The 23,942-nt window shown below is 71.7% G+C and carries 22 protein-coding genes and 1 pseudogene; 11 read left to right on the top strand and 12 right to left on the bottom strand.

Annotated elements, in window-relative coordinates; all coding sequences use genetic code 11:
* Positions 1–109: 109 nt before the first annotated feature.
* On the top strand, positions 110–790 hold the full coding sequence (locus OG413_RS34930) for a hypothetical protein (protein WP_266812561.1): 681 nt from the start codon (positions 110–112) through the stop codon (positions 788–790).
* Here OG413_RS34930 and OG413_RS34925 read toward each other — a convergent pair.
* From OG413_RS34925 to OG413_RS34905, 5 genes and pseudogenes are all read right to left on the bottom strand, one after another.
* Complete coding sequence (locus OG413_RS34925) at positions 757–1,986, bottom strand: MFS transporter (protein WP_266812559.1); 1,230 nt, start codon at positions 1,984–1,986, stop codon at positions 757–759. The two genes, OG413_RS34930 and OG413_RS34925, sit on opposite strands and share 34 nt — an antisense overlap.
* A 323-nt stretch (positions 1,987–2,309) precedes the next feature.
* The gene (locus OG413_RS34920) at positions 2,310–2,453 is read right to left on the bottom strand and encodes a hypothetical protein (RefSeq protein WP_266812557.1); all 144 of its coding nucleotides are present in this window, start codon (positions 2,451–2,453) and stop codon (positions 2,310–2,312) included.
* A 446-nt stretch (positions 2,454–2,899) separates the two neighbouring features.
* On the bottom strand, positions 2,900–4,507 hold the full coding sequence (locus OG413_RS34915; protein ID WP_266812555.1) for a peptidoglycan-binding protein: 1,608 nt from the start codon (positions 4,505–4,507) through the stop codon (positions 2,900–2,902).
* A gap of 204 nt (positions 4,508–4,711) precedes the next feature.
* Positions 4,712–5,042 (bottom strand): annotated as a pseudogene (locus tag OG413_RS34910) (nitroreductase); the annotation flags it as partial.
* Positions 5,027–5,473, bottom strand: a complete 447-nt coding sequence (locus tag OG413_RS34905) for a nitroreductase family deazaflavin-dependent oxidoreductase (protein ID WP_266812553.1) — start codon at positions 5,471–5,473, stop codon at positions 5,027–5,029. The pseudogene OG413_RS34910 and the gene OG413_RS34905, both read right to left, overlap by 16 nt.
* Positions 5,474–5,705: 232 nt before the next feature.
* Here OG413_RS34905 and OG413_RS34900 point away from each other — a divergent pair, with 232 nt between their 5' ends.
* Both OG413_RS34900 and OG413_RS34895 read left to right on the top strand, forming a co-directional pair.
* Positions 5,706–5,939 carry an acyl carrier protein gene (locus OG413_RS34900; protein ID WP_073719228.1) on the top strand — a complete coding sequence of 78 codons (234 nt, stop codon included), beginning with the start codon at positions 5,706–5,708 and terminating at the stop codon, positions 5,937–5,939.
* Between the two features lie 62 nt (positions 5,940–6,001).
* The gene (locus tag OG413_RS34895) at positions 6,002–7,231 is read left to right on the top strand and encodes a beta-ketoacyl synthase (protein ID WP_266813275.1); all 1,230 of its coding nucleotides are present in this window, start codon (positions 6,002–6,004) and stop codon (positions 7,229–7,231) included.
* 138 nt (positions 7,232–7,369) lie between these two features.
* Here OG413_RS34895 and OG413_RS34890 read toward each other — a convergent pair whose 3' ends face one another.
* Both OG413_RS34890 and OG413_RS34885 read right to left on the bottom strand, forming a co-directional pair.
* On the bottom strand, positions 7,370–9,808 hold the full coding sequence (locus OG413_RS34890) for an endonuclease/exonuclease/phosphatase family protein (protein WP_266812551.1): 2,439 nt from the start codon (positions 9,806–9,808) through the stop codon (positions 7,370–7,372).
* Between the two features lie 200 nt (positions 9,809–10,008).
* On the bottom strand, positions 10,009–10,920 hold the full coding sequence (locus OG413_RS34885; protein ID WP_266812549.1) for an alpha/beta fold hydrolase: 912 nt from the start codon (positions 10,918–10,920) through the stop codon (positions 10,009–10,011).
* A gap of 100 nt (positions 10,921–11,020) precedes the next feature.
* Between OG413_RS34885 and OG413_RS34880 the strand changes: the two genes are divergently transcribed.
* The 3 genes from OG413_RS34880 to OG413_RS34870 all read left to right on the top strand — a co-directional run bounded on the left by OG413_RS34880 (position 11,021) and on the right by OG413_RS34870 (position 12,719).
* Entirely contained in the window at positions 11,021–11,590 is a 570-nt protein-coding gene (locus OG413_RS34880) for a TetR/AcrR family transcriptional regulator (RefSeq protein ID WP_266812547.1), read from the top strand.
* Between the two features lie 282 nt (positions 11,591–11,872).
* Positions 11,873–12,361, top strand: coding sequence for a helix-turn-helix domain-containing protein (locus OG413_RS34875; protein WP_266812546.1), 489 nt, complete (start codon positions 11,873–11,875; stop codon positions 12,359–12,361).
* Positions 12,354–12,719 (top strand): DUF4180 domain-containing protein, encoded by a 366-nt coding sequence (locus tag OG413_RS34870; RefSeq protein WP_266812544.1) that lies wholly within the window; start codon positions 12,354–12,356, stop codon positions 12,717–12,719. The genes OG413_RS34875 and OG413_RS34870 overlap by 8 nt, the downstream gene beginning before the upstream one ends.
* A 3-nt stretch (positions 12,720–12,722) precedes the next feature.
* Here the strand turns inward: OG413_RS34870 and OG413_RS34865 are convergent, their stop codons facing one another.
* Positions 12,723–13,808 carry a glycoside hydrolase family 5 protein gene (locus OG413_RS34865; RefSeq protein ID WP_266812543.1) on the bottom strand — a complete coding sequence of 362 codons (1,086 nt, stop codon included), beginning with the start codon at positions 13,806–13,808 and terminating at the stop codon, positions 12,723–12,725.
* Positions 13,809–13,985: 177 nt separating this feature from the next.
* On the opposite strand from OG413_RS34865, the gene OG413_RS34860 reads away from it, so the two are divergent.
* The 3 genes from OG413_RS34860 to OG413_RS34850 all read left to right on the top strand — a co-directional run bounded on the left by OG413_RS34860 (position 13,986) and on the right by OG413_RS34850 (position 17,780).
* The gene (locus OG413_RS34860) at positions 13,986–15,494 is read left to right on the top strand and encodes an MFS transporter (protein ID WP_266812542.1); all 1,509 of its coding nucleotides are present in this window, start codon (positions 13,986–13,988) and stop codon (positions 15,492–15,494) included.
* Positions 15,491–16,522: a glutathione S-transferase family protein gene (locus tag OG413_RS34855; RefSeq protein ID WP_266812541.1), complete on the top strand. Its 1,032-nt coding sequence runs from the start codon at positions 15,491–15,493 to the stop codon at positions 16,520–16,522. The genes OG413_RS34860 and OG413_RS34855 overlap by 4 nt, the downstream gene beginning before the upstream one ends.
* A 124-nt stretch (positions 16,523–16,646) precedes the next feature.
* Positions 16,647–17,780 carry a winged helix DNA-binding domain-containing protein gene (locus OG413_RS34850; protein WP_266812539.1) on the top strand — a complete coding sequence of 378 codons (1,134 nt, stop codon included), beginning with the start codon at positions 16,647–16,649 and terminating at the stop codon, positions 17,778–17,780.
* 29 nt (positions 17,781–17,809) lie between these two features.
* Here the strand turns inward: OG413_RS34850 and OG413_RS34845 are convergent, their stop codons facing one another.
* On the bottom strand, positions 17,810–18,652 hold the full coding sequence (locus OG413_RS34845; protein WP_266812537.1) for a response regulator transcription factor: 843 nt from the start codon (positions 18,650–18,652) through the stop codon (positions 17,810–17,812).
* A gap of 110 nt (positions 18,653–18,762) precedes the next feature.
* On the opposite strand from OG413_RS34845, the gene OG413_RS34840 reads away from it, so the two are divergent.
* Both OG413_RS34840 and OG413_RS34835 read left to right on the top strand, forming a co-directional pair.
* Positions 18,763–20,502 carry an AMP-binding protein gene (locus tag OG413_RS34840; protein WP_266812535.1) on the top strand — a complete coding sequence of 580 codons (1,740 nt, stop codon included), beginning with the start codon at positions 18,763–18,765 and terminating at the stop codon, positions 20,500–20,502.
* The gene (locus tag OG413_RS34835; protein ID WP_266812533.1) at positions 20,499–22,106 is read left to right on the top strand and encodes an AMP-binding protein; all 1,608 of its coding nucleotides are present in this window, start codon (positions 20,499–20,501) and stop codon (positions 22,104–22,106) included. The genes OG413_RS34840 and OG413_RS34835 overlap by 4 nt, the downstream gene beginning before the upstream one ends.
* 78 nt (positions 22,107–22,184) lie before the next feature.
* On the opposite strand, the gene OG413_RS34830 is transcribed toward OG413_RS34835, so the two are convergent.
* The 3 genes from OG413_RS34830 to OG413_RS34820 form a co-directional block, all read right to left on the bottom strand.
* The gene (locus OG413_RS34830) at positions 22,185–22,415 is read right to left on the bottom strand and encodes a hypothetical protein (RefSeq protein WP_266812531.1); all 231 of its coding nucleotides are present in this window, start codon (positions 22,413–22,415) and stop codon (positions 22,185–22,187) included.
* A 101-nt stretch (positions 22,416–22,516) separates the two neighbouring features.
* Positions 22,517–23,071, bottom strand: a complete 555-nt coding sequence (locus OG413_RS34825) for a GNAT family N-acetyltransferase (RefSeq protein WP_266812529.1) — start codon at positions 23,069–23,071, stop codon at positions 22,517–22,519.
* 93 nt (positions 23,072–23,164) lie between these two features.
* Positions 23,165–23,917: a hypothetical protein gene (locus tag OG413_RS34820; RefSeq protein ID WP_266812527.1), complete on the bottom strand. Its 753-nt coding sequence runs from the start codon at positions 23,915–23,917 to the stop codon at positions 23,165–23,167.
* Positions 23,918–23,942: the final 25 nt, after the last annotated feature.

Here is a 23,942-nt window from a genome sequence, read left to right as displayed (position 1 = left end):
CCGGACCCGGCGCGGGCGCGCGAGGACCCCGGACCCGCCCCGGACCGTCGAAGTGGAACCGGGGGTACCGCCTGACGGGGCGGGAGGACCGGTGCGGTTGGATGGCCGCATGAGCGTTCATGACGTGGCCCGCAGGCTGCCGGACATACCCGTCCTCACCGACCTCTGCCGCTCGATGGCGATGCTGGACGCCGTCCTGTGCCCGGAATGGGACCACCGGTGGCACAGCTACGACACGCGGTGGTCCGCGTCGGAGGCCATGGCCTCCATGCGGGACGGGTCGGGCAACGAGTACTCCCTCGTGCTCTCGCCCGCCGGTGCCTACCTCCGCGGGTTCGACCACGAATCACCGATGAGCCCCTACGTCGACGACGCGCCCTGGCCCGGCGTGCTCGACGACGTCCCGCCGGTCTTCCGGCCGTACGTCGAAGAGCCCTCGTTCACGGACGAGCACGGTATGCCCGTCGTCACCGCGTGCCTCTGGAGGCAGCACGGCGACGACCGGTGGCACGCGGGCGCCATCGACTTCCCGGAGGACGGCGAGGAATCCGACGGCGCGGACTGGCTCTTCCAACTTCTCGTCGCGGGAAGCCCGGAGAGCTACCGGGAGTGGGCCGAGGACTACTTCGAGACGACGGTGGACCTCGACGCGGTACGCCATGTCTTCGCACTGCGCCCGCTGACCGACGAGGTCGTCGTGGCGCTGAACCCCGAGCGGCTGCCCGCGGACCTCGCTGAGGACATCGAGGACATCGGCTACCCGGTCACCTCCACCGGCCTGCCGGCCTGAGTCCGGCGGGCGAGAACCGTCGCACCGATCAGGACGGGGACCGCCGAGAGGGTGAAGCACACGGCCAGGGGCAGGCGGCCCACCAGCAGCCCCGCCCCGGCCGTGCCCACCGAGATCCCCGCGTTGAGCGCGGTGTTGACCCAGGCACCGGCCCGGGTCCGGCTGTCGTTCCCGACGGACTCGTCGGCGAGCAGATAGGCGGTGGTCAGGGCCGGGGCCACGAACAGCCCGGCCACCGCGACCATCCCCACCAGCACCGGAACGTTCGGCGAGAGCCCGGCTACGATCAGCGCCGCCCCCAGCGCACCGCTGAACACCCCCAGCCGCACCCGGTTGGACAGGCGCCACGGGACGGCGCCGTGGACGAGGCCGCCGACCGCGCTGCCCGCAGAGAGGGCTGCCAGCACCCAGGCCACCGCCGAGCCCTGGTGGCGCTGCTCGGTGAACGCCACCACGAGCAGATCCAGCCCACCGAGGCACAGCCCCACCCCGCCCATCATCAGCACGGCGTGCCGCAGCCCGCCCACGCGGCCCAGGAGGGTCCGGCCGTCGCCCGGCACGACGGCGGAATCAGGTCCGGGCGGGCGCGCGCCGATGTCCCGGACGGCCGGGCAGTACGCCAGCGCGAGCGTCCCGGTCAGCACCAGCCCGGCGCTGATGGCCACGCCCGCCGCGGGCGTGGCGAACTCGACCAGCATCCCGACCAGCAACGGCCCGCCGACGAGCAGCAGTTCCTCCGCCACGGCGTCCAGGCTGTAGGCGCGGCGCAGCAGCTCGCGATCCGGTACGAGGCGGCTCCACACGGTGCGCATGACGGGCCCGAGCGGTGGCGTGCAGAGCCCGGCGGCCAGCGCCAGCGCTCCCAGCCGCGGCCCGGACGCGCCGGGCTGCCAGGTGGCCTGGGCCAGCAGGACCAGCACCGACGCGTACGCGCCGGCCATCCAGGGCAGCGCCCTGCGCGGACCGTAGCGGTCGATGAGCGCGGCACGGGCGGGCGAGAGCAGCACGCTCGCGGTGCCGAACAGGGCCATCACGAGCCCCGCCACGGAATAGGAGCCGGTGGTGTTCTTGACCGCCAGCAGCAGCGCGAGGGGCACCATTCCGTAGCTGAGCCGCCCCAGCAGCGCCGCACCGAAGGCGCTCGGTGCGTGACGGGTGCGCAGGACGGTGGCGTACGAAGGGGGAGACGATGACATGAGGACGTTCCTCGGAGAGGCGGCGCGTGGTCCGGGCGCCGAAACGTACGGGGACACGGAAGTACCGCACCCACGAAGCGGGGGCGGTCAGCGCGGTGTCCTACGCACGGAGGAGGAACATGGGCGCCACTGTAGCGGGGCCCGGACAGGCGTACGGCCGGTAAACGTACTTTCCCTCCGGACCCGCGGAGGGCCGGGGCGTACCCGCAGGTCTCCCGGCCCCGTACCCGCAGATCAGCCCCGGCCCGTACCCGCAGGTCCGCCCCGGCCCGTACCCGTCGGTCCCCCAGGACCTCGTCCCCGCAGGCCCCCGGCCCTGCCCGCTACTTCCTGCGCTCCCGGCGGGACCTGGCCCGCTTCTCCATCGCCTTGCGGCGCTCGACGGTGTACTTCGACCAGTCGCCCCGGTGGCGGTCGCACCGGGAGGCACCCAGCATCGCCAGCCGTCGGCACCGGGTCCCCTTCATCGTCGGTGCTCCGCAGATGGACTGAGTACGAGCCATGCTGAACCGCCCCCTGAGCTGGTTCGACGTATGCCGGACCCGCTCAGAATCGCCCGGCCCGGCAGACGGGCGACAGGCGTACGGAGGTCGCTTCCGCGGCAGTCCGGGCGCACCCGCCTCACACTCCGGCGGAACCGCCCCCACGGCACCCGCGCGCCCCCGCCCCCGCAAGGAGCACCCGCCGGGAACGCCCGTCAGGGCGGGACGTCCCGGCGGGGGACCGCGTCGCCCATGTACGAGCCGAGCAGGGACTCGCCTCGCCCGCGAAGGCCGGGGCCGGGACCGTGGTGGTGGCTGAGCGCCGGTGTTGCCGGGGCTGCACCGCGGTCCGCGCGCGCCGCGGGTGCGGGGGCCTCTCCGGGTGCCGGGGCGTTCCGGTGGCGGACCGGCACCCGGAACGCCCGTGCCGGTCAGAGCCCCGCTTGCAGCGCCGCCCAGGTGGCGGGCCCGACGCTCCCGTCGGCGGTGAGCTTCCGGGCGGTCTGGTAGCCGCGCACCGCCGTGTCGGTGGTGGGGCCGAAGCTCCCGTCGATACCCGGCGTGGAGCCCAGCGCCGCCGTCAGACTCCGCTGGAGCCGCTTCACGGCGTCGCCGGAGCCGCCCCGGGTGAGCGTCGGAGTGGTCCCGGCCGACAGCAGCGCGGTCCAGGTCCTCGGGCCGACCGCGCCGTCGGCGGTGAGCTTCCGGGCGCCCTGGAACGCCTGGACGGCGCTCTTCGTGGCGGGGCCGAAGTTCCCGTCCACGGTGCCCGGCTCGTACCCCTGCTCCTTCAGCAGGTTCTGGACGGCCTTGACCTGCGCGCCCGTCGAACCCTGCTGCTGGGTCGTGTACGAGGGGAAGTTCAGCCCGTCGCCGCTGGTGCCGCCGCCGGGGGAGCCGCCGACGAGCTGCATGTAGTAGGTCCAGTTCCAGTTGACGCCCGGGTCCGTGTGGTCGTTGCCGGGGGCCTCGCTGTGGCCGATGATGTGCGACCGGTCCTTCGGGATCCCGTACCGGTCGCACAGATAGCTGGTCAGCGCGGCCGAGGAGCGGTACATCGAGTTGGTGAACCACGACGGGTCGTCGATATAGCCCTCGTGCTCGATGCCGAGTGACGAGGCGTTGGCGCTCTTGGCGTGGTACGCCGTGTCGCTGTCGCGCACCATCTGGGTGACCTGGCCGTCCGAGGAGCGGATCACGTAGTGGGAGCTGACCTTGGACGTCGCGTTCTGGAACCAGCTGATGGAACCCGCGTACGAACCCTGGGTGACATGGACGACCACCTTGTCGACCGTCGCCGACCGCCCGGACGCGAAGTTGTTCGCGTGGGCGGGCACCCAGAGCGCCGAGGGGTAGTCCGGGCTCTGCGCGGTCACATCCGCCGGGGACAGGGAGCCCTTGCGCGGGGCGACCGGGCGGGAGGTGACCGTGACCTCCTCGCCGCCGGGCACCGTCGTCCGCAGCCCCTCGGCCAGGAACGTGTAGACCGCGTCGGCGTAGAGGGTGGCGGCGGTGTCCCGGGCCCCGCTGTACCGGGCGACCGCCGGGTACCAGGTGTCGAGGTCGCGGCGCTCGGCACGGTCGAGGCCCAGGGCGTCGGCATGGGCGCGCAGCACGGCCGCGCCGCCCCGGATGTTGGCCTCGGTGTCCCGGCGCAGCCGCGAGAGAGGCTCGCCGGTCAGCGCCGCGGCCCTCTCCAGCGAGCGGTTGGCGGGGTTGCTCACCAGGTGCATCACGCCGTAGCCGTTCGCCTGGCTGGGCGCTCCGGCGTGTCCGTCCAGATGCGTCTCGCCGTAGCCGATGGCGGCCAGCAGGTCGCGCGGTACGTCGAACTCCTCGGCGGCCCGCGCGAAGGCCCGGTTCATCGGGTCGGAGGCGACGGCCGACGCGGCGGCGGAGTCGGCGGAGGCTGCGGCGGAGTCGTGGTCGGCGGAGGCGGCGGCGATGGCCGGGTGGCCGGTCGCGACGAGGGCCGTGACGGTGAGGGCCGCCAGAACGGATGCGCGGCCTCTGGTGCGCGCGGCGGTGGGTCGGGGCATGGGGGTGCTCCCTGCTCTATGGGTCTCAAGTGCCCGGTGGGGGCCCTGTGGGGGAGAGAAAGGGCCTTCGGGCCCGGGTGGGGTGGGCCGAGGGCCGTTGAGCCCGCACAGATTATCGAGATGAATAGAGCATGACAACGACATCCCGGTGTGTCGCGGTGGTGCTTTCAACTCCTCTATAAAGCAAGGGAGTTGATGGAAGGATCACCAGCCGTCACGGTGAATGGCATCGGCCACTTGGCGGCGCCTCACCGGGCCGAAGCCGCCTCGTGGCCACCCCACCGGAACGGCGGCGAAGGTCCATGTCCTCCGGGATGCCCAGCGCCTCCTTCCGCTCCTGCTCCAGCATCAGATGCCGGATGGTGATGTTCGCCGCGAGCCCCAGCGCCCGCGCGGCCGGCGGCAGGTTCCGCAACCCCGGGCGGACACGGGAACCCTCGGCGAGCGCCTGGTACTCGGTCGAGGCCACCATCCGCCCGTACGCGGCGTCGTCCATGCCCGCCGACGCGCGCTTCCCGGTCAGCGCCTTGTGAGCCGCACGACGGGGATGTCGCGGTCGGTGCCCGCCTGGTACTGCGCGTACCGCGGGAAGAGCTCGACCAGACGCGGCCACACCCGGGCCTTGTCCGCGGCCGGCAACGTCTCGGCGATCGCCCCGAACCGCTCGGTCTCCACCCGGAGTTCGACCTCGGGATTCGCCTGGAGGTTCAGGTACCAGAGCGGAGGGCGGTCCGAGCCGCCGTTGGACGCCACGATCAGATAGTCCTCGCCGTCCCGCCCGTACATCAGCACCGTGCGCCGCACGGCCCCGCTGCGCCGCCCGACGTAGTCCATCAGCAGACACGGCACGCCGAGCTGCGTGGTGCCCTTGGTCCCGCCGGAGGACTCGTACAGCTCGGCCTGCCGGGCCACCCAGTCGGCCGGGCTGATCCGTACCGCCGCGTCGCCGTCCTGATCCGCCGTCATGTGGACTCTCCCTCTCTCGTACGGTGCGTTGCCCGCCCATCCTGGCAGCAACCCGGCCGGACCGGCGGATTCGTACACCTGGACGGCCCCCCACCGCACGGGGGAACGGGGGCCGGGGAGCGGGCCGCGAAGGCGTATAAAGGGTCCCTCCGGAGCAGCCGGCGTCCCCCGATGGCCACCTCAACCCCCACGCGGCAGGCGTCACCGCGTCCCTGAGCGGAGGAGCGCCTCAATGAGCACCTCGGAAGAGATCAGCGCCCTGCTGGTCGCGAACTTCGGTACCGACCCCCTCGCCATCCGTCCCGAGGTGCCGCTCCATCAGCTGCGCCTGGACTCCCTCGCGCTGGAGGAGCTGCGGCTCCTCATCGAGGACCGGCTGGACATCGATATGGAAGACATCACGCTGACCTCGCGGGACACGGTGGGCCGCCTGGTGGCGGCCGTGCACGACAAGGCGTCCGCGTGAGCGCCCGCCCGCGCACCGAGCCGTCGCCCGGCCGGTCCACGACGCCGTTCTCCCGTCCGCGTATCGAGCCGTTCCGCGCAGCTGTCACCGGCATCGGTCTGGTCACCGCGGCCGGAGTCGGCGCCGAGGCGGCCTGGAGCGGAGTCTCCGGGGCCGCCACCGCGCCCTCCGTCGTCCGGCGGCCCGAACTCGCCGATCTGCCCTGCGACTTCTTCTACACGATCACCGGCCTCGACACGAAGGCCGTGCTCGGCGTGGCCGCCCAGCGGCTGATGGACCGCTTCGCGCAGCTCGCCGTCATCGCCGCCCGGGAGGCCGTCGCCGACGCCGGGCTCGACCCCTCGGTCTGGGACAGCGGCCGGGTCGGCGTCGTCATCGGCTCCGCGCACGGCGGGCTCCCCTTCTACGACGAGCAGCACATCGCCCTCACCGGGCGCGGCGCCCGGCGCGTCTCCCCGAAGCTCGCCCCGCTCATCGTCGTCAACGGTGCCGCCAGCAGCGTCACCCTCGACCTCGGTATCCACGGCCCCAGCCAGGCCGTCTCCACCGCCTGCTCCTCCGGCACCGTCGCCATCGGCACTGCCCACCAGATGCTGCGCACCGGAGCGTGCGACATCGTCATCGCGGGTGGCGCCGAATCGTCCTGCACCCGGCTGCTGCTCGCCAGCGCCTGCCAGATGAAGGCCGTCTCCACCCGCCGCGAGGACCCGGAGGCCGCCTGCCGGCCCTTCGACACCCACCGCGACGGCTTCGTCGTCGGTGAGGGCGCGGGCCTCCTCGTCCTGGAGCACCCGGAGCACGCCCGCGCCCGCGGGGCCACCGTCCGCGCCCATGTCGACGGCTACGGCGCCTCCAGCGACGCCCACTCCACGGTCGCCCCGGACCCCGACGGCCTGGGCATCGAACGCGCCCTGCGCGCCGCCCTCGCGGACGCCGGGCTGTCGCCCTCGGACGTGGGCCATGTCAACGCCCACGGCACCTCGACCGTCGCCAACGACCTGATCGAGGCGACCATGCTGCACCGCGTACTGGGCGAGGGGCCGCTCGTCACCTCGACCAAGGCGATGACCGGACACACCCTCGGTGCCGCGGGCGGGATCGAGGCCGCGCTGACCGTCCTCGCCCTCCAGCACCAGCTGGTGCCGCCCACCGTCAATCTCGACGCGCCCGACCCCGCGATCCCCGTCGACGTGGTGAGCAAGGAGGCCAGGGCGGCCGTCTTCGACTGCGCGGTCAAGACCTCGCTCGGCTTCGGTGGCCACAACGCGGCGCTCGTGCTCACCAGGGCCTGACCGGGCCGTCGGGGGAGTCCGCCGTCCGGCCGTCGGGGGAGTCCGCAGTCCGGCCGTCGGGTGCAGCGGCCGGACTGCGGTCACCGTCCCGGCCGGGCGGGCCCCGACGAGCGGGCCCGCCCGGACCGGGAGCGAACCTCAGCGGCCGTGTCCGTGTCCGTGACCGTGGCCCTTGCCTCCGGCGCCGACATCCACGCGCACCACCTGCGGGTCGTGGTCGCTCGCCTGGTCGGCGAACTCCGCGTTGATGTGCACCACGTCGTAGTCGAACCGACGGATGCCGGGACTCGTCAGGATGTGGTCGAGCGTCTGCGAGTTGCCGTCGTAGACGTAGCTGTACCGCTCCTTCGCGGGCAGCGTGCTGATCAGCGGCTTGAGGACCCTGCCGCGGGTCAGCGCGTCCATCGTCGGCGAGAACGCGAAGTCGTTGAGGTCCCCGAGCGTGATGACCCGGGCCGACTTGTCCGCCTTCAGTACCGAGGTGACGAAGGTGTTGACCTCCGCCGCCTGCTGTACCCGCTTCGTCTCCGAACCGCGCGCCGGTTCCTGGTAGCGGCCGTGCAGGGGCTGGTCGCCGCCCTTGGAGGCGAAGTGGTTGCCGATGACGAAGACCGGCTTCCCGCGGAAGCGGAATTCGCCCACCAGCGGCTTGCGGCTGTCGTCCCAGGCGGCGCTCGCCGGGTTGATCCGGCCGGGGGAGACGGAGAGCTTGACGCCCTTGCGGGTGTCCACGGCGCTCACGGGGGTGGTGGCGTCGCCGCCCGCGCGGTCCACGAACGTCACGCGCTCGGGGTTGAAGAGGAAGACGTTACGGATGTTGCCGCCGGGCTCGCCGCCGTCCTTGTTGTTCTCGGGGGCGATGTAGCGCCAGGCGTAGCGCGGACCGCCCGCGGCGACGATCGCGTCGGTGAACCGCTTCAGCGTCGCCTCGGAGCCGACCGTGCCGTCGTTCTTCGCGCCGTTGTCGTCCTGGATCTCCTCCAGCGACACGACGTCGGGCGAGGCGAGGTTGACCGCGACTCCCTCGGCCAGCGTGTCGAACTTGGCCTGCTCGTCGAGTGCGTCCAGGTTCTCCACGTTGTACGTGGCGACGGCCAGTTCCTTGCGCTTCTGCTTGCGGGTGACCTCGCGCTTGAGCCCCTTGTCGGTGAGCGTGCCCAGCTCGGTGGCCTGGAGGTTGTAGCCGCCGAAGGACGCGTAGTCCAGGACGCCGGTGGTGGTGCCGGACAGCACGTCGCCCACGTCGGCCACGGGGACGGGCGAGGCGGCGTCGAGCGACATCACCTTGAGGCGGCCGGTGTTCTGGTCGTTGTACGAGGCGTAGAGCGTGCCGCCCCGCGCGGTCGGCTTCTCGCGCGGTTTGACGGTGACCCAGATCTCGTCGTACGCGGTCGTGGCTCCGGTGACGCGGGTGTCGGCGACGCGGACCCGGGTGCCTTCGAGCGACTCGTACAGGTCGAGGGCGTATGTCGCCGGGTCGAGGGTGAGCGCGTCGATCGGGCCGCCCCCGGCCGTGGGCGCGTAGGCGCCGGGCACCGAGGCGGCGTCCAGCACGACCGGCGCGGGCAGTGCGTTGCCGGAGGACAGGACGGTGGTCCTGGGCGCGGTGAGCTGGGTGAGCGACTGGGCGGTCGCGGACGGGTAGTACTCGGCGACCTTGCCGCTGACGAGCACCGAGTCGCCCACGGCCACGGCCGGTGCGGCGGAGCCCGTGTAGACGAACAGCCCCTCGCCGGTGCGGGGGTCGTCGTCCGGTGCGGTGTCCTGGATCCAGAAGCCGCGCGAGCCCGTGGTCCGTATGCCGGTGACGATGCCCGGGACTCCGTCGACGGACCGGCCGGCGAGCGGCGAGAGACGGGTGGTGCCCTGGATGTCGTGCACCCGCACGGTGCCGGGCTCGGTCGGGCCGCCGGGGTCCCCGGGGCCGGTGCCGCCGGAGGTCTCACCGGCCGCGTTGACCGGGGTCGGGGCGCCCGCGGCGAGGTCGGCGGCGTTGTCGTCGGTGTCGGCGAGCGAGGCGGCGCGGGCGACGGACGCGGTGGCGGAGGCGCCCGCCACGGGCCCGCCGCCCTCCCGTACGACCGCGGAGCCGTAGCCGACGAGGTCCACGATCCTGGTGTCGGCGGCGCAGTCGGCCGCCGTCCTGCAGGTGAGCGGGGTGGTGCCGGAGACCAGGGCGACGGTGCCGCTCGCCGCGGACATCGGGACCGTTCCGGTGGCGTCGGCGGTGGGCAGGGCCACCGTGCCGCCGGTCCCCGCGGCCTGGGCGACCAGGTAGCGGCCGCCGGGGGCGATCGCCCCGGTCAGCGCGGACACCTGCCACAGCGAACCGGCGGACGGGCTGCCCGGCAGGTACTGGACGCTGAAGCCGCCGAGGCCGAACGGCGCGGAACCGGCATTGGCCAGCTCGATGAAGTCCCGGGTGAGCGTCGCTCCCGAGTTGCCTCCGCCGCCGTACACCTCGGAGATCACGGCGGACGAGGACGGTGCCGCGAAGGCGGCGGGCAGGGCGGTCACCGAAAGAGCGACGGCGACGGCGCCGGTCAGCAGGACGGAACCGGGTCTGGATATACGCACGTGAGCTGCCCCCAACTGTGTAGTGAGGGCTGAAAACTATGCGCGTAGATGGGGCATGACAAGGCATCAGAGGTTAATTCCACGCATCGCGCCGATGTGGAACCGATGCGAGGTGGTCCCTGCGTGGCGCTCGCGGTGGTCGGCCACCGTGGGCCGCCCTGCCCGAACCCGGCCCGGTCGACAGCGCGGCCTGGCTGGGTTCACTTGCTGGAAAGGCTCCATGTGCCGTCGTTGGTGGTGGCCTCGGCGCTGAGGTCCGTCCACTGGGCGCCACTCAACTTGAAGGCGTCGAGGAGGTAGGCGGAGACCGCGTCGGCGACGAGGGTGACGCGGGCGGGGTCCTCGTCGGTGGTCTCGGCGGCCATCTCGCCGGCGAGGCCGCCGAGGGTGTGTTCACCGTCGGCGATGGTGAGCAGGCTCTTCGGGGACGGGCTGAGGTGATAGGCGTCGGTGAACCACTCCGGCCCCCGGGTGGAGAGCTGGGACCGGTCCTTGCCGCCCGCGATGATCAGGGCCGGGGTGGTCATGGTGGAGTAGTCCGGCCTCATGAACGGAAGGTGCTCGACGGCGAACGGGGTGAGGGTGTCGCCGGTTCCGGTCGCGGCGATCAGCGCGCCGGCCGAGACCGCGGAGTGGGAGAAGTTCTCTCCGGGCATGCCGTCGGCGTCGAGCACGCGCGCGCCGAGGAGCGCGCCGGCGGTCTGGGCGCCCCAGGAGTGGCCGACGATCGCGATGCGCTCACGGTCGACGCGGGTCTCCAGGCCGCCGGCCTGGAGGAGGATGTGGTCGAGGCCGTCGAGCACCGCGTGGAGGTCGGCGATCCGGACGCGCCAGATGGTGGCGAAGCGCGGGTCGTCCCACCCGAGACCGTTGCGGCGGGAGTCCAAGTGGGTGGGCTGCACGACGACGAACCCGGCCGCGGCCCACCGGTCGACGAGGGGTTCGTATCCGTCCAGGGACCACGCGTTGCCGTGGGAGAACACGATGACGGGCAGGTTCCGGCCCGTCAGCGGGGCGGTGACCTTCACCCGCAGGTCGACGCTGCGATCGGGCGCGGGAACGGTGATGGGCTTGACCGCGACGATCCGCTGGTCGATGTGGCGGGAAGACATGGAAGACCTGCACTTTCTCCACGGGTCGCTCTGCCATACTTTGGCGGAGCGTCGTTCCGCCAATTTAGCGGAACGTTGTTCCGCGAGCAAGGAGGGTCTCGTGCCGGAAGTGGTCGGAGTGCGCCAAGCGCAGGCGCAACGCACCCGCAGTGGCGTGCTGGCGGCCGCGGCGGCGGTCTTCGTGGATCAGGGCGTCCAGGCCCCCATCCGCGACATCGCCGAACGCGCGGGCGTCGGGGTCGGCACGATCTACCGGAACTTCCCGACCCGGGCGGACCTCGTCACCGCCGTCTACCGGCACCAGATCGACACCTGCGCGGCACTCGCGCCCCGGCTCCTGGAGGAATCGGCCTCCCCGTTCACCGCGCTGACCCGCTGGGTGGACGCGTTCGTGGAATTCCTGGTGACCAAACACGGCCTCGGGGCCGCGCTGGGGTCCGGTGACGCGGGACTGGAGAATCTCCACATCCTCATGCTCGACACTCTGGTCCCGGCCTGCGCGATGTTGCTCGACGCCTGCGCCGCCGCCGACGAACTCAGCCCCGGTATCACCGCCTACACGCTCATGCGCGCCATCGGAAACCTCTGCATCACGGGCCCCGACTACGACCGGGCCGACGCCAAGCACATGGTCGCCACCCTCCTCGCCGGATGCCGTCGCACGGCATAGCGACAGGACCCGGCCCACCCTCACCGCCCGCTGCGCGCAACATCGATCTCTGCCTGGAACATGCGGCCGTGGAGCCCTTCGCGCGACGGCCGGAGGTCGCCGCCACTCGTTGATGGCCGCGACAAGGGCGGTTGCCTCGGAGCGGGCCGCGAGCTTGTCGTGTCGCGTGGCGACAGCGCGCTGCCTCTTGAGGCGATTGATCCCGCACAGTGGGTGTCTCGGCATTCCGTATTCTTCCCCATCACTCCTTCTAGAGGGTCGTTTAGGGTAGTGTTCAGCCGTATGGAGAGTGCTGAGCGCGAGCTGTATTCGGTCGGTGAGGTCGCCGAGCTGCTGGGGCTGCATGTGCGGACCGTCCGGAGCTATGTCCGCGAGGGCCGGCTGAAGGCCGTCCGGATCGGCAAGCAGTACCGGATCAGCCGGGCGGACCTGGCGGCGCTGACCAGCCTCCCGGCGGATCCGGCGCTCCCGGAGGCCGCCGCCCCGCGCGGGCATGTGGAGGTGTCGAGCATCGTGCAGATCGACTCGATCGGCCCGGACGCGGCGAGCCGGTTGAGCACCCTGGTCACGGCCGGTGCGCGGTCCGGGCGGGACACGCCGGAGCCGCTCCGAATTCAGACGGTCTACGACAAGGAGCACGCCCGCATGAAGATCGTGATCCTCGGCAACGCCGCCGCCACCGCCGACCTGTTGCGTCTGGTCGACGGGGTACTGGGGCCGGGCAACGACATGTTCCTGTCCGGCGCCGAGGGGGCGGCGCACCGTGCCTGACCTTTTCGTGGAACACCATGGCGTACAGGTGCTCGTCTACGACGCGGACGGTGCGCCGATCGCCACGGTCCAGGACGCGCTGGACCACCTGGTCGGTGCCGCCTTCCAGGGCGCGGAGCTGGTCGCCGTTCCGGCGGACCGGTTCGACGACCGCTTCTTCGACCTCAGTACCGGACTCGCCGGTGAGATCTTCCAGAAGTTCGCGAACTACCGGCTGCGCCTGGCGATCGTCGGGGACATCTCACGCCATCTGAGGGGCGGTCCGGCGCTGCCCGCCCTGATCCGGGAGGCCGATCGAGGCCGGCACGTCTGGTTCGTGGCCGACCTCGACGACCTCGTCGCCCGCCTCAAGCCGTAGGCGTCACTGGCGGATGCGCTCACGGATCCAGACGCCGGCGGGCTTCAGTACCGAAGTACCGGTCCACTGGGTGCCGTTGCAGGTGCCGGTCTTGAAGACCGCACCGGAACGGTGGTCGTCGGAGTAGTTCCAGTTGGTCCACGAGATCTTCTTGCGCTTCATCAGGTCGAGGTAGCGCTGCGACATCGTGAAGTCGTCCGCGCCCTCGCCCGCGTAGTTCTGCGTCCCGAACTCCGTGACGAAAACGGGCAGTTTGTTCGAGGCTCGGTCCAGGGTGTTCAGGTACTCGTCCCGGTGCGAGGCCGCGTAGAAGTGGAACGTGTACATGATGTTCGAGGCGTTGACCGGGTTGTTGACGACCTCCTGCTCGTCCGCCCCTTCGGAGACGCCGAACGAGGACCAGGCGCGCGTGCCGACCAGGACCACCGCGTCGGGGTCCTGTGCCCGGATGACCGGGATGATCTTTTCGGCGTACGACTTGATCGTCGACCAGCTCACCCCGGAGGGCTCGTTGGCGATCTCGTAGAGCACGCCCGGGTTGTCCTTGTACTTCTTCGCCATCGCCGTGAAGAAGGTCTTCGCCCGGCTGAGGTTGAAGTTGGGGTCGCCGGGGTCGAGCATGTGCCAGTCGATTACCGCGTACATGCCCCGCGCGTGGGCCGCGTCGACGAACTTCTGCGCACGGGCGGTGAAGCCCTGCGGGTCGGTCTCGTACCCGTCCTCCTGTACGTACGTGGAGACGCGCAGCACATCGGCGCGCCAGTCCGTGGCCAGGGCGTCGAGCGAGCCGTTGGTGACGCACTGGGCGTACCACTGGGTGCCGTGCGTGCTCATGCCGTTGAGCTGGACCGCCTGGCCCGAGGCGTTACAGAGCTGGAGGCCGCAGACCTTGAGCTGGCCGTTCGCGGCGAGCGGCGTCGCGGCGGCCGGGGTGGCGGAAGCGGGGGCCGGGGAGGCTCCCGCCTGGACCGGTGACAGCAGGGCGGCGCCGAGTGCGAGGGCGGACGAGGCGAGGAGTGCTGTCCGGGCCCGGATCCGGCGTCGGGACCCGGTCGGCTGCTCGGTGGGGGGATTGGTGCGCTGGTGCATGGTGGTGCTCCCGTCGGGGGTTGGTGGAGGGGAGGCGCCATGTCGGCAAACTGAAAGTAAAGGTCCCTTCTGATTCTCGTCAACAGTGTTGGGAAACTTTCCTAACGATTAACCGGAGCGCATTGATCCGGTCGCCCCGTATGGAGGAAACGCGAGCCGCGCCCTAGGGTGCGAACCATGGCAGAGAGTGCGGCGCACCCCGGGCCGACGGGGCGCGGTGCGGGCCCGGGCCCCGATCCCGGCGGCCCCGACCCACGGCGCTGGCGAGCACTCGCCGTCTGCCTGGTGGCGGGCTTCATGACGCTGCTGGACGTATCCATCGTCAATGTCGCCCTGCCGTCGATCCGGGAAGGGCTGCACACCCCCGAGTCCGACCTCCAATGGGTGCTCTCCGGTTACGCCCTCGCCTTCGGGCTCCTGCTGATCCCCGCCGGACGCCTGGGCGACGCACGCGGGCGCCGCGCGGTGTTCCTGGCCGGGCTCGCGCTCTTCACCCTGGCGTCGGCCGCCTGCGGCGCCGCCCAGTCCAGCCGCTGGCTGGTGATCGCCCGACTGGTCCAGGGCATGGCGGGCGGTTTGATCTCCCCGCAGATCTCCGCGCTGATCCAGCAGATGTTCTCCGGCCGGGAACGGGGCCGGGCCTTCGGCATGTTCGGCACCGTCGTCGGGATCTCCACCGCCGTCGGCCCGCTGCTCGGCGGCCTGCTGATCCAAATGGCCGGGCCGGCCGACGGCTGGCGCTGGGTGTTCTACGTCAACCTCCCGCTCGGCGTCGTCTGCTTCCTGCTGGCCCGGCGGCTGCTCCCGGACACCCCGTCGGCGACCCGGGTACGGCCGCGAGACCTCGACCCGGTGGGCGTCGTGCTCCTCGGTGCGGGCGTGCTGGCCCTGCTGCTGCCGTTCGTGCAGGCCCAACAGTGGCCCGGCGACACCAAATGGCTGTTCGTGGTCCTGGCCGCCGTGCTGCTGGCGGCGTTCATCGCCTGGGAGTCACGGTGCGCGGGCCGCTCCGTCCAACCGGTCCTGGACCTCTCGCTGTTCCGGCTGCGGTCCTACTGGCTGGGCTGCCTGATGATCCTGCTGTACTTCGCGGGATTCACCTCGATCTTCTTCATCACGACCCTCTACCTCCAGTCCGGACTGGACTACACCGCCCTTCAGGCCGGGCTCGCCATCACCCCGTTCGCGCTCGGCGCGGCGGGGGCCGCTTCGGTCGGCGGCCGACTGGTCGGCCGCTTCGGCCGGCCCCTCATCGTCGTCGGCCTCGTCATGGTCGCGGTCGGACTCGCGGCCACCGCGCTCGCCGTCCATCTGGTGCCGGGGCGGTCCGTGGGCTGGGCGATGGCGGCCCCGCTGCTGTTCGCCGGTCTCGGCAGCGGCCTGGTCATCGCCCCGAACCAGACGCTGACCCTGTCCGAAGTGCCGGTGGTCCATGCCGGGAGCGCCGGGGGCAGCCTCCAGACGGGCCAGCGCGTCGGCTCCGCGATCGGGATCGCCGCCGTCGGCTCGGTCTTCTTCGCCCAGGTGAGCCCCAAGGGCTGGGCCACCGCGTACGATCACGGGCTCGTCGTCTCGGTCGCGTTCGTCCTGGCCGCGCTGATCGTGGCGCTGGCCGACGTCGGGGCCGGACGGCGGAGCGCACGACGTGCGGAAAAAGCCACGAACCCAGCGAGGAGTGCGGTATGAACGACAGCCACGAAACGGACCGGGACTCGAACACCTCGTACGGCCACAAGCCCTTCAAACGCTCCCGCAGCCACTTCGCCGACCGCATCACCGCCGACGGCCGCGACGGCTGGCCGGTCGAGACGGGCCGCTACCGGCTCGTCGTCAGCCGCGCCTGCCCGTGGGCGAGCAGGGCCCTCGTCTCACGACGCCTCCTCGGCCTGGAGAGCGCCCTCCCGCTCGCCGTCACCGACCCGATCCAGGACGACCGCAGTTGGCGCTTCACCCTCGACGAGGACGGCCGGGACCCGGTGCTGGGCATCCGGTACCTGAGCGAGGCGTACGAGGCACGCGAACACGGCTACCCCGGCGGGGTCAGCGTGCCCGCCGTCGTGGACGTACCGAGCGGCAAGCTCGTCACCAACGACTACCAGCGGATCACCCTGGACCTCGCCACCGAATGGAGCGCCCTGCACCGCCCCGGCGCCCCCGACCTCTACCCGGAGCCCCTCCGCGACGAGATGGACGAGGTGATGGAAGGGATCTACCGCGACGTCAACAACGGCGTCTACCAGGCCGGTTTCGCCGACAGCCAGGACGCCTACGACGCCGCGTACACCGATGTGTTCCGCCGCCTCGACCTCGTCTCCGCGCGCCTGGCCGACCGCCGCTACCTGGTCGGCGACACGATCACGGAGGCGGACATCCGGCTGTTCACCACCCTGGTGCGCTTCGACGCCGTCTACCACGGACACTTCAAGTGCAACCGTACGAAGATCACCGAGGACCCCGTCCTGTGGGCGTACTCCCGCGACCTCTATCAGACGCCCGGCTTCGGCGACACGGTCGACTTCGACCACATCAAGCAGCACTACTACCGGGTGCACACCGGCATCAACCCCACGGGCATCGTGCCGCTCGGACCCGACCTGTCCGGCTGGCTGACCCCGCACCACCGGGAGGAGCTGGGAGGCCGCCCGTTCGGCGACGGAACACCCCCGGGACCGGTACCGCCCGGCGAGGAAGTCCCGGCGCGCGGACGGCCCTGAGCGGAAGACGACCGTACGGTGCTTCGAGGGCGGCCGGGAGGCGCCGTACGGTGCGTCGCGGATGCCCTGAGCGGAAGACGACCGTCCGCCGTGGCGCGGACGGCGGCCCGCGTACCGTGCGCACATGGCCGCGAAGACGAATCCGCCCGACCGCCCCCCGGCGCTCTCCACGCGCGCGCTCAACCGGGCCACCCTGGAGCGCCAACTCCTGCTGCGCCGGACCGCCATGTCCGCCAAGGACGCCGTGGAGCACCTCGTCGGACTTCAGGCCCAGAACACCAGGCCGCCGTACTTCCAGCTCTTCGCCCGGCTCGAAGGCTTCGAACCCGCCGAGCTCTCCGCCCTGATGGAGTCCCGCGAGGTGGTCCGGATGGTCACCCTCCGCTCCACCATCCACACCCACACCGCGCAGGACGCCCTCACCCTGCGCCCGCTGGTCCAGGCGGCGCGCGACCGGGAGCTGAAGACCTTCCGCCGGGGCCTCGTCGGCGGGGACCTCGACCGGCTCCGGGAGATCAGCCGGAAGCTCGTCGAGGAACGGCCCCGGACCAACAGGGAACTGCGCGCGGAGCTCCTCGCCACCTGGCCGGACGCCGATCCGCAGGCCCTCTCGGTGGCCGCCCGGTGCGGCCTGCCCCTGGTCCAGGTCACCCCGCGAGGACTCTGGGACAGGAGTGGCCAGGTGGAACTGACCACCGTCGAGCACTGGCTCGGCCGGTCGTCCCGGCCCGCCCCCGCACCCGACGGCACCGTCCTGCGCTACCTCGGCGCCTTCGGGCCCGCGTCCGTGAAGGACATGCAGACGTGGGCGGGGCTGACCCGGCTGCGGGAGGTCTTCGAACGGCTGCGGCCACAACTGCGCACGTTCCGCGACGAGAACGGCGTCGAACTCTTCGACCTCCCCGACGCCCCGCGCCCCGACCCGGACACCCCGGCCCCGCCGCGCTTCCTGCCCGAGTTCGACAACGTCCTGCTCGGCCACGCCGACCGGTCCCGCGTCATCCCGCCCGCGAACAAGGGGCGCAACGGGGTGGGCAACCAGTCCTACGGAACCGTCCTCGTCGACGGGTTCCTCGCGGCCGTCTGGCGGGTCGACCGGACCGGGGACACCGCGAACCTCACGGTGCAACCGCTCGGCCGGCTCGGCCGCGCCGCACGCGACGCGGTCACCGAGGAAGCCGTACGGATGCTGTCGGTGATGTCGGAGGCGACCGCGTACGACGTCCGGTTCGCCGCCTTCGTCGACTTCGGGGGCTGAGACCGGCCGGCACACGGCAGGCGGCGCGGTCAGGGCAACAGACCCGCCCTGCGCGCCGCCACCACCGCTTCGAGCCGGGTGTGCGCCCCCAGCTTGCGCATCGCGGAACGCAGATACCCCTTCACGGTCTCCGGCCGCAGCCCCAGCCGGTCCGCCGCCGTCGCGTTCGTCGCGCCCGCCGCCACACAGGCGATGACATCCACCTCGCGAGGCGCCAGCCGTACCGTTCCGGCCGTCGGTCCCGGTGCCCCGGACGCCGAGGCGAGGCGCCCGCACACCATGAGCAACTCCTCGCGCAGGGCCGGGTCGACGATCTTCGGGGCGAGCGCCCGCAGTTCGCGATGCGCCTCGCGCACGTCCTCCCAGGCGCCCGGACCCGTGTGCGGATCGGTCACCTGCTCCTGGGTGGCCGCCAGCAGCTGCTGCACCTCGTCCCGTACCGCGAGCGCCTGTTCCACATCGCGGGCCGCGGCGACGGCGGCGTCGAACGTACGGTCCCCGAGGGTGATCGGATTCCGCAGCGCCCCGTACAACAGGCCCCGCACCCTCCGGCGTACGACGACGGGCACCGCGACCACCGAACGCAGGCCCTCCGCCGCGACGGCCGTGTCGTATTCGTGGCTGATGTGGCGCGAGGAGGCGTAATCCGTCACCGCGCACGGCCGTGACAACGCGATCGACTTGCCGCCGAGCCCGCTGCCCGCCGAGATGACCAGACCGCGCAGCGCGGTGGTCTGCGCCCCGTTCAGCTCCACGATCCGGGCGTGGCGCGCGTCGGACAGCAGCCCGCCGAAGGCCACCGGAAGCCCACTTGAGCGGCGCAGCCTCAGCAGCGCGGTGTGCATCTCGACCGCTTCGACCGGTTCGGGCATGGTGACGTCTCTCCGCCCTGTTCGTTCCACCCCCGTCCGGGGGTAGTGAGACCTGGGTCACTGTTTACATGATGTTAAGTGACCGGTCCGGTCCGCAATGAGGAGGGCACATGTCGGCAACCAGTGCGACGGAGACGTTCCGGGCCGCCCGGGACTTTCTGCTGGAGCACCGCGAGGACTACGCGAAGGCATACGAGGGTTTCCGCTGGCCCCGGTCCGATCACTTCAACTGGGCGCTCGACTGGTTCGACGCCATCGCCGAGAACAACGACCGCACCGCCCTGCACATCGTGGAGGAGGACGGGCGGCGCACCGAGGTGTCGTTCGCCCGGATGTCCGCCCGCTCCAACCAGGCCGCGAACTGGCTCAGGGCCCAGGGCGTCCGCGAGGGCGACCGCATCCTCGTCATGCTCGGCAACCAGGTCGAGCTGTGGGAGACGGCGCTGGCCGCGATGAAGCTGCGTGCCGTCGTCATCCCGGCCACCCCACTCCTGGGCCCCGTCGACCTGCGCGACCGCGTCGAGCGCGGCCGGGTCCGCCATGTGCTCGTGCGGGCGGAGGACACCGCGAAGTTCGACGAGGTGCCCGGCGACTACACCCGGCTCGCCGTCGGCGGCACGGGCGAGAGCACGGGCGGGAGCGGGAGCAAGGGTGAGGGCGGGAGCGGGAGCAAGGGCGGCGGTGTCGAGGGATGGCTGTCGTACGCGGGTGCCGACGCCCTGCCCACGACCTTCACGCCGGACCGGGAGACCGACGCCGACGAACCGCTGATGCTCTACTTCACCTCCGGCACCACCGCCCGCCCCAAGCTGGTCGAGCACACCCATGTCTCCTACCCCGTGGGCCACTTGTCGACGATGTACTGGATCGGCCTCAAGCCCGGCGATGTGCATCTGAACATCTCCTCGCCCGGCTGGGCCAAGCACGCCTGGTCGAACCTCTTCGCCCCGTGGAGCGCCGAGGCCACCGTCTTCATCTTCAACTACACCCGCTTCGACGCGGCCCGGCTGATGGCGGAGATGGACCGCTCGGCCGTCACCAGCTTCTGCGCGCCGCCCACCGTCTGGCGGATGCTCATCCAGGCCGACCTCTCCCAGCTGAAGACGCCGCCGCGTGAGGTCGTGGCGGCGGGCGAGCCGCTCAACCCCGAGGTCATCGAGACGGTCCGCCGCGAGTGGGGCGTCACCATCCGGGACGGCTTCGGCCAGACCGAGACCGCCGTCCAGGTCGCCAACACCCCCGGCCAGCTGCTGAAGGCCGGATCCATGGGGCGGCCCAGCCCCGGCTTCAAGGTCGAACTCCTCGACCCGGTCAGCGGTGAGGCCGGTGCCACCGAGGGCGAGATCTCCCTCGACCTCTCGGCCCACCCCGTCGGCCTGATGACCGGGTACCACGGCGACCCGGACCGTACCGCCGAGGCGATGGCGGGCGGCTACTACCGCACCGGCGACATCGGCGCCCGCGACGAGGACGGCTACATCACATACATCGGCCGCGCCGACGACGTCTTCAAGGCCTCCGACTACAAGATCTCGCCGTTCGAGCTGGAGAGCGCGCTGCTGGAGCACGAAGCGGTCGCCGAGGCCGCCGTCGTGCCCGCCCCGGACCCGGTCCGGCTCGCCGTGCCGAAGGCGTACATCGTGCTGGCCGAGGGCTGGGAGCCCGGACCGGAGACGGCCAGGGCACTGTTCGCGCACTCCAGGTCGGTCCTCGCCCCGTACAAGCGCATCCGCCGACTGGAGTTCGCCGAACTGCCGAAGACCGTCTCGGGCAAGATCCGCCGCATCGAGCTCCGCGAGCGCACCGCCGCCGGTACCGGCACCGAGTTCGACGAGGGGGACCTGCGATGAGCGAACCGTCCTACGCGCACGGCACCGGCACCACCGCGCTGCTCGGCGACACCATCGGCCGCAACCTCGACCGGGCCGTCGAGGCGTTCGGGTCGCGCGAGGCCCTGGTCGACGTGGCGTCCGGGCGGCGCTGGACGTACGCCGAATTCGGCGCCGACGTCCAGGAACTGGCCCGTGCCCTGATGGCCTCCGGCGTGGCCAAGGGCGACCGGGTCGGGATCTGGGCGATCAACTGCCCGGAGTGGGTGCTCGTCCAGTACGCGACGGCGCGGATCGGCGCCGTCATGGTCAACATCAACCCCGCCTACCGGGCGCACGAGCTGGAGTTCGTCCTCAACCAGTCCGGCATCTCCCTGCTGGTCGCCTCGCTCGCCCACCGCACCGGCGACTACCGGGCGCTCGTCGGCCAGGTCCGCGGCAACTGCCCCTCCCTGCGCGCCGTCCACTACATCGACGACCCGTCCTGGACGGAACTGACCGCCACCGCACAGTCCGTCACGGCCGACCAACTGGCCTCCCGTGAAGCCGAGTTGTCCTGTGACGACCCGATCAACATCCAGTACACCTCGGGCACCACCGGCTTCCCCAAGGGTGCCACGCTCTCCCATCACAACATCCTCAACAACGGGTACTCCGTCGGGGAACTGGTCGCCTACACCGAACAGGACCGGGTCTGTCTGCCGGTGCCCTTCTACCACTGCTTCGGCATGGTGATGGGCAACCTCGGCATCACCTCGCACGGCGCCTGCATCGTGATCCCCGGCCCGTCCTTCGAACCCGCCGCCGTACTCGCGGCGGTCCAGCGGGAGCGCTGCACCTCGCTCTACGGCGTCCCCACGATGTTCATCGCCGAGCTGGACCTCCCCGACTTCGCCTCGTACGACCTCTCCTCGCTGCGCACCGGAATCATGGCCGGGTCCCCCTGCCCGGTCGAGGTGATGAAGCGTGTCGTCGCCGAGATGCACATGGACGAGGTGTCCATCTGCTACGGGATGACGGAGACCTCCCCGGTCTCCACCCAGACCCGCCGCGACGACGACCTGGACCGCCGGACCGGCACGGTCGGGCGGGTGCTGCCGCACATCGAGGTCAAGGTGGTCGACCCGGTGAGCGGGGTGACCCTGCCGCGCGGTGAGGCGGGTGAACTGCGCACCCGTGGCTACAGCGTGATGCTGGGCTACTGGGAACAGCCCGACCGGACGGCCGAGGTGATCGACGAGGGCCGCTGGATGCACACCGGGGACCTCGCGGTGATGCGCGAGGACGGCTACGTCCAGATCGTCGGCCGGATCAAGGACATGATCATCCGGGGCGGTGAGAACGTGTACCCGCGGGAGGTCGAGGAGTTCCTCTACGGTCATCCGAAGATCGCCGACGTACAGGTGGTGGGGGTGCCGGACGAGAGGTACGGCGAGGAGATCCTGGCCTGTGTCATCCCCCGCGACCCGGCCGATCCGCCGACGCTGGAGGAGGTGACGGAGCACTGCCGTGAGCGGCTCGCGCACTACAAGATCCCGCGCGCGCTCAGGATTCTGGAGTCCTTCCCGATGACGGTGAGCGGGAAGGTCAGGAAGGTCGAGCTGCGCGAGACCTACGGCCGCTGAGGGGTGCTCCGGGAGGGCGCTGGGCGGGCGGCGGGGTGGGCGCGGCGACGCCGGTGCGCGGCCGTCCGTCCCGGTGGATCAGGCGGCCTCGATGATGTCGGGGCCGGTGGTCCGGGTCGCGGCCGCCCACTCGATCAGCAGTACTTCGTACTTCGCGGACTCCACGGACGACCAGACCTGACCGGCTCCGGCGTCGACGAGCGCGCGAATGGCGTCGTTGGCCTGGTCGGCCTGGCTGGCCTCGCTGGTGGACGGGGGAATGGGCCGGGCCGGGCCGGAGGGTATGGAGCGCCGGGGAGTTAAGACCATGCGCTCAGCTTACGTGCCGCCACTGACAGCGAACCCCTCGGTGCGCGTCCGGTCTTGGCGCGCCCGGACTTTCGGGGCTAGCGGCGCATGCGGACCTGCCTTCAGGGCTCGCGGCGCATGCAGACCCGCGGCCAGCGGTCCAGGCCGTGTTCCGCCTCCTCGGCCCGGATCTTGCGGAGCCCATCGGTGAGTTCGCTCTCCCTGAGGGGCCGGAAGCCGATGCGTGCGTAGTACGGGGCGTTCCACGGGACATCGGTGAAGGTGGTCAGGGTGAGCGGCGTCGGCTGCCGCTCGGCCGCCCATGCGGCGAGGTGGTCGATGAGGGCGCGGCCGATGCCGCGGCGGGCGGCGGCCGGGTCGACCGAGACCTGTTCGATGTGGAAGGCGCCGTCGACGGGATCGGCGATCAGATAGCCGGCCGGGCGGTCGTCGGTGGCCGCCACGGGATCGGTGGCGACCCGGGGATCGGTGGCTGCCAGGGGATCGGTGGCGACCCAGCAGCGCCCGGCCCGGCGGTAGCTCTCCAGGAGGGTGAGGGGCGGCGGTTCGTCGTCGGCGACGGAGGCCATGCCGAGGGCGCGGAACGGTTCGCCTGCGGCGCGCTCGATGTCCTGGAGCAGGGGGAGGTCGGCGCGTCTGGCGGGGCGGATACGCATGCGCTCAGTATGGCGAGCGACGCCGGTTGACGGTATCCGGTATCCGTAGTCCGGTATCCGTAGTCCGGTCGTGGCGGAACCGACCCGGCGGGCTCAGGCCCCGGTGCTGATCAGTTCGTCCGCGGGGCTGTTCACCGGCTGCGGTGTCCCGGTGGGATCCAGGACGAAGAGCGGAATGCCCAGGCCGTCCGCGCGCGCCCCGGCGTCCTCCGTATAGCCGGCCATGGAAAAGAAGACGCCCGCCGCCGAAGCGCTCAGGGCGTTCAGCCAGAGGCACTCCACATCGCGTGGAGTGGCCGGCCGGGTACCCACGTCGACCTGGGCGACGACCCCCGCAGCCCGCAGGTCGATCCCGGACGCGGGCCGCTTCGGGGTCTGCGTGATCTCGCGGTAGCCCAGCCATTCCAGATACAGGGCGGCCGCGCGCACCGCGTCACGGCCCGTGCGGATCGCCATCGGATGGAAGGACGGCCGCGGATGGGCGGCCGTGCGCGGCAGCGGGATGTGGGAGGGGCCGACCGCTTCGGTCCTGTCGGGGTGCGCGGCGGCGTCGGTGCCGGGCGCCGGGGTGTCCGTACGCGCGTCCGTCACCGGGCGGACCGGAACGCGCAGCACTGTCCCGCACGGGCAGCACAGTTCCGGGTGCGGCCACTGGTCCAGGCGTCCGCACCCGGCGCAGCGCACCGTCACCCAGTCGTCGTCCCAGGTGCGGTGCGTGATGGGTTCGGCCGGGGCGCCGCGCAGCAGCGGCGGGGCGGTCGGAGCGCCGCACGGGCAGGGGTAGGCCGGTGTGACGTACGCGTGGCCGCGGCCACAGGCGGGGCACCGTACCGGTACGGACTCCATGGTCGTCTCCCTCCGGTACGTCCTG

The sequence above is a fragment of the Streptomyces sp. NBC_01433 genome, assembly GCF_026340105.1.
Taxonomy (GTDB): domain Bacteria; phylum Actinomycetota; class Actinomycetes; order Streptomycetales; family Streptomycetaceae; genus Streptomyces.
The sequence above is the reverse complement of the archived record's forward strand: the minus strand, read 5'-3'. Positions and strand labels throughout refer to the sequence as shown.